Source organism: Bartonella sp. MR63HLJHH (assembly GCF_042194155.1).
In the GTDB taxonomy this organism is placed as follows: domain Bacteria; phylum Pseudomonadota; class Alphaproteobacteria; order Rhizobiales; family Rhizobiaceae; genus Bartonella; species Bartonella grahamii.
In genome coordinates, this window is sequence record NZ_JBHIMN010000001.1 from 333,345 (window position 1) to 338,213 (window position 4,869).

Annotated in this window: 2 protein-coding genes and 1 pseudogene; 2 read left to right on the plus strand and 1 reads right to left on the minus strand. The window is 40.0% G+C overall.

Annotation, left to right across the window (positions count from 1 at the left end; all coding sequences use genetic code 11):
* On the plus strand, positions 1 to 1,176 hold a 1,176-nt coding region (locus ACFIKQ_RS01260), incomplete at its 5' end, for a Vomp family autotransporter (RefSeq protein ID WP_375655646.1).
* Positions 1,177 to 1,255: 79 nt separating this feature from the next.
* On the opposite strand, the gene ACFIKQ_RS01265 is transcribed toward ACFIKQ_RS01260, so the two are convergent.
* Complete coding sequence (locus ACFIKQ_RS01265; protein WP_375655647.1) at positions 1,256 to 1,459, minus strand: hypothetical protein; 204 nt, start codon at positions 1,457 to 1,459, stop codon at positions 1,256 to 1,258.
* A gap of 658 nt (positions 1,460 to 2,117) precedes the next feature.
* Between ACFIKQ_RS01265 and ACFIKQ_RS01270 the strand changes: the two are divergent.
* Positions 2,118 to 4,869: pseudogene (locus tag ACFIKQ_RS01270) on the plus strand (hypothetical protein); the annotation flags it as partial.

The following is a 4,869-nucleotide window of genomic DNA, read 5'->3' on the forward strand; positions in this document are numbered from 1 at the left end:
GTAGCACAGCATGGAGAGGAAAGAACCAATAGAAAAATTAAGTTTCTTGCTAATGGAGATATTTCTGCTAACTCAACCGATGCTGTAAATGGTTCGCAACTTTATTTGATGAGTAATCAGCTTGCTGCGTATTTTGGTGGTAGCGCTGGCTATAATGATGGAAAATGGACCGCTCCTACTTTCAAGATAGCACAATTCAATAATGACGGTAGTTCTGGTGAGAAGAAGACCTATCATGACGTTGCCAATGCTTTTGACGGCGTAAGTGAGAGTATGTCCAAGATAAACAATCGCATTCAAAATGTTGAAAATAATGTTTCGTCCAATGGTTTAAATTGGAATGAGCAGAAAAAAGCCTATGATGCTAGCCACGATGGTCAACCAAGTAAGATTATCAATGTAGCAGATGGTAAAATTGCAGAAGGTTCAAAAGATGCAGTCAATGGCGGACAGCTTTGGCAGACCAACGAACGGATCACTGGCGTTGAGAAAGATATTAAGCATATCGAAAACAGAGTCGACAATATTTCCACTACGGTTACGGATATGGGTGAAACGGTTTTCAATATTGAAAACAGAGTTGATAATATTGAAAACACGGTTAATAATCTTTCTGATGGCGCAGTTAACTATGATAAAGATGCTGATGGTAAAAAGACCAATAAGATCACTCTAAAAGGTGGGAATGAAAGCGAACCTGTTATGATTGATAATGTTGCGGATGGTCGTATTGAACAAGGTTCGAAAGAAGCTGTAAATGGTGGTCAACTTCACGACTATACCCAAGAGCAGATGAAGATCGTTCTTGATCAATCAAAGCATTACACAGATCAACGAGTGAATAATATCGTTATCGATGCTATTGATGATGCCGTTGATCGGGCTCACCAATATACAGATATGAAGTTTAATATTTTAAGTTATGACATTAAGAGTGTACGCAAAGAAGCAAGGCAAGCAGCAGCTGTTGGTCTAGCAGCGTCCAACCTACGTTACTTCGACGAACCAGGATCTTTGAGTGTTTCATTTGGTAGCGGCGCATGGCGTGGACAATCCGCATTTGCTCTTGGTGCTGGTTATACATCTGAAAACGGAAAAATCCGCTCTAATCTCTCTGCCACGAGTGCTGGTGGTCATTGGGGAATAGGTGGTGCAATCACTCTGAAAATAAAATAATAAGAACAACGAAAACTTAATAAAATTTTCACCCTTATTGATTGAAATGAGGGTGATTTTTTTTAAGACGCTACAGTATTTATCTAGAGATAAGCATAATATTTGATGCATATACAAGATCACCAAAAGCAGCTGAATTATCTCCTTTGCTCTGCGCATTCAAACCTACAGCAATAGAACTTAGACCCTCCGCAGTAGCTGATGGACCTAAAGCAACAGATGAGGCTATAAACTTTGAGGTTTTATAGAAGCTTTTTCTATATTTTTGTTGAAAAAAGATCACAGTAGAATCCATATTGCTAAAAAGTCATATTTTTATGTTGCTATTTTCTTGAACAGTCTATAGTGATGTGGAAATGTATATTAGTAAGACTCATTTTGATAAAATAACTTTCAAAGGGGGGGAAAAGTAGTGCGTAAAGATAGAAGGTACATCACAAGACCGCGCATATATCATTATATGATACTTTAAAAAGAGAAAACCTAACTAAAAAGCCGATTATCCGAGGCAAGCTAGATTTCGAACATATTACAATCTCTTTTTACTTTACTTGTTATTAACAAAAAAATGCTTTTTAATAAAACTAAAGTCTATAACTAGGAAAACACATACTAAAACCTTTTTTGAAAGATTTTATAGTAACGACGACCAAGTAAAAAGTAAGATTAAATATGCGAGACCTCTTTTTAGTTAGGAAAAAACAGCACATTAAACCCCTTAGACTCTAAATGTGTCATTTTTATGTCCACAAAACATAATCAAAAAACAAACATTTAGGTCTCAACACAGAAAGCACAAACAAAACAAGATTAAAGACTCAAAACGTTCACACTCTAAGCAATAATCCTCTATTCTCAATTCCAAAGAGGTCAATAATGCTAAAATGTGTCTTTTTTATGTTTTGGAGGTGTTTTTAAGTTTTTTCATTGGAGAGTTTGTTATGAAAAAATTATATGCCCCACAAGCAGCGAGTGAATTAAAACGTTCTCGTTTTTCTTTTGTTAAAGTTCTTTCGTTGGCTGCAGCGGCTACATTTTTATCGAATGTTACACCTGTTTTTTCAGCAAATTCTGATTTTAGAAACACATTTCTTGAGGGTGTTAACAGTGCTGGTGTCTCTTATCCAGAAAACATCATCTCTGTTGCTGGTTTGAATGCTTCTTCTGTCTCAAAAGACAATTATTTAACAGCGCTGAATGTTGCTTTGACACCCAAGGTAAATGCTGCTGATAACTATGCAAATTTTTTAACCAAAACTCTTCTAGGTCCGAGTGATGAGGGCTCTATAATCAATGTTTTGACAGCAAACAGTAATAACCTATCGAAAAAAACGTTAAATGCAGGGGTGCAAGATAAAAAGCCTCTCATTAGTCCACAGTCCTTTGTGGTTGATAGCTCTACAGCCCAACCGTTTGCAGAAAATGATGAGAATGCAACGCTTGTTAATGTTTCTGACCTTTTGCGGGGTGGAAATACACGAGCGAGTAACACTGTTATTCAAGGTACAGGTGCATCTGCAAAGGGAGCGGACGGTATTGCTATAGGCCATAACGCTCAGACATCAGAGCAGGGTGATGCTATTGCTATAGGTTACATGGCTCACACTATAGGAAAAAGCACTGTTGCAATAGGTAGTGAATATAATCCTGACAGCACACACGGGGCAAATGATTATACAACCGCGCAGGGTGATTATGCAACGGCTGTAGGAGCCGTTTCTAAAGCCCTAGGGTTTGGTTCAACTGCTATTGGTCATCGTGCAAAGGGAACTGGTCATTGGACCATTTCTTTTGGATTTTATTCGGAAGCAAGGGCAGATGGAGCTATCGCTATAGGTGCCAATTCCTTAGCTGGGTCCCCAGATGGCGTTGCTCTGGGAAGAGATTCTAAAGCCGATAGGGCTGCTGGTGTGTTTGGTTATACTTCTTTGTTGCAGGGTCCTGCAAAAAACACTGAGGCGCAATGGAAAAGTACGCGGGGTGCAGTGAGTGTTGGTGATTATAGTAAGGGTATAACCAGACAAATTACAGGCGTAGCAGCTGGTTCTGAGGTTGCCGATGCTGTGAATGTTAGGCAGTTGAGAGACTTAGAAGATGTTGTAAGAAAAAACGGTTGGGGACTCTCTGCTGGCGGTGCAAATGCTACAACTGTTCTTATGGGTAGTGGAGTAGATTTTTCTGCTGGAAGTACAAATCTTCGGATTACAAAAGGTGATAAGGATAATAAGCTAAAATTTGATTTGGCTCAAGATGTTACATTAACGAGCTTAAAGGTAGGCCCAAGTACCCTAAACGTAGCAGGCTTATTGATTGCAGATGGTCCGCTAATAACAATAGCTGGTATTAATGCTGGTAATAAAAAGATAACAGGATTGGCAGAAGGTACTGATGATACTGATGCAGTGAATTTTGCACAGCTAAAAGCAGCACAAGCAGGACAAGCAGCAGGGGTTATAAAAGGTTTAAAAATTAACACTACTGGCAAAGATTTTGCAGATGCTATAGCTGATGCAGAAAATTCAGTCGCTCTTGGTAGCAAGGCCAGCGTTAGTAAACTCTCTAGCGGTGCGCTTGCTTTTGGTTCTGGCGCATCTGTAAAGAATGGTGGTTCCACAAATGATCCAAAAGGTTCGTTAAATGGAATTGCCTTAGGTGCAAATGCATCTGTAGCTGCTGTTGGTGGAGTTGCTCTTGGTGCTGGCGCAACAGCTACCGGCGAATCTGCGCTTGCTTTTGGTAGTGGAGCAAAAGCATCAGTTAAAGATAGTATTGCTTTGGGAAGCGGTTCTGTAGCGAATGTTGGACCTGGTTTTGGGGGTTATGATCCTCGTACTAGAGAGAATTCAGATAAACAGGACAATACATGGCTATCCGGTCTTGGTGCACTCAGTATTGGTGATGCTAAGCAAGGAAAAACCAGACAGATTGTAGGTGTTGCCGCTGGCACGAACGACTCTGATGCGGTAAATGTTGCACAGCTAAAAGCTCTACAAGATTCTATAAACCCAAGTTGGGGGCTCTCTGTTAATGGTAAAAATACGACGAACGTTAATTCAACCAGCCCATTGGATTTGGTAACTGGAAGTACAAATCTTAATCTTACAAAAGGCGATAAGGATAATAAGGTACAATTTGATCTGGCTCAAGATGTTGCATTAACGAGCTTAAAGGCAGGCACAAATACCCTAGATGCCACCGGCTTAGTGATTACGGGTGGTCCGCAAATAACGACGACTGGTATTGGTGCTGGCAGTAAAAAGATAACAGGATTGGCAAAAGGTACTGATGATACTGATGCTGTTAACAAAGGTCAGCTTGATGAAAACGTAACCACTCTTTCTAAAAATATTGAAGACGTGCGTTCTATAGCAGTTTTCTACGATGTAGAAGAAGATACAACAGAAGAGGTCAGTACACTTACCAGAACAGCACCTAAAGCGAAACAAAGCAGTGTGACTTTTGGTGATCCCAAAACAGGCACTGTTGCATTGCATAATGTTGGAATTGGTAAGATTGCCAAGGATTCTCATGATGCCGTTAATGGTTCACAGCTTCATTCACTAGGTAGCGGTGCTGCATCTTATTTTGGCGGTGGCGCCAAGTATGATGGTGGAACATGGACCGCTCCTACATTCACGGTTAAATCGGTTAAGGATGATGGTGTTTCTGAAGATAAGGTTTATTCTGATGTAG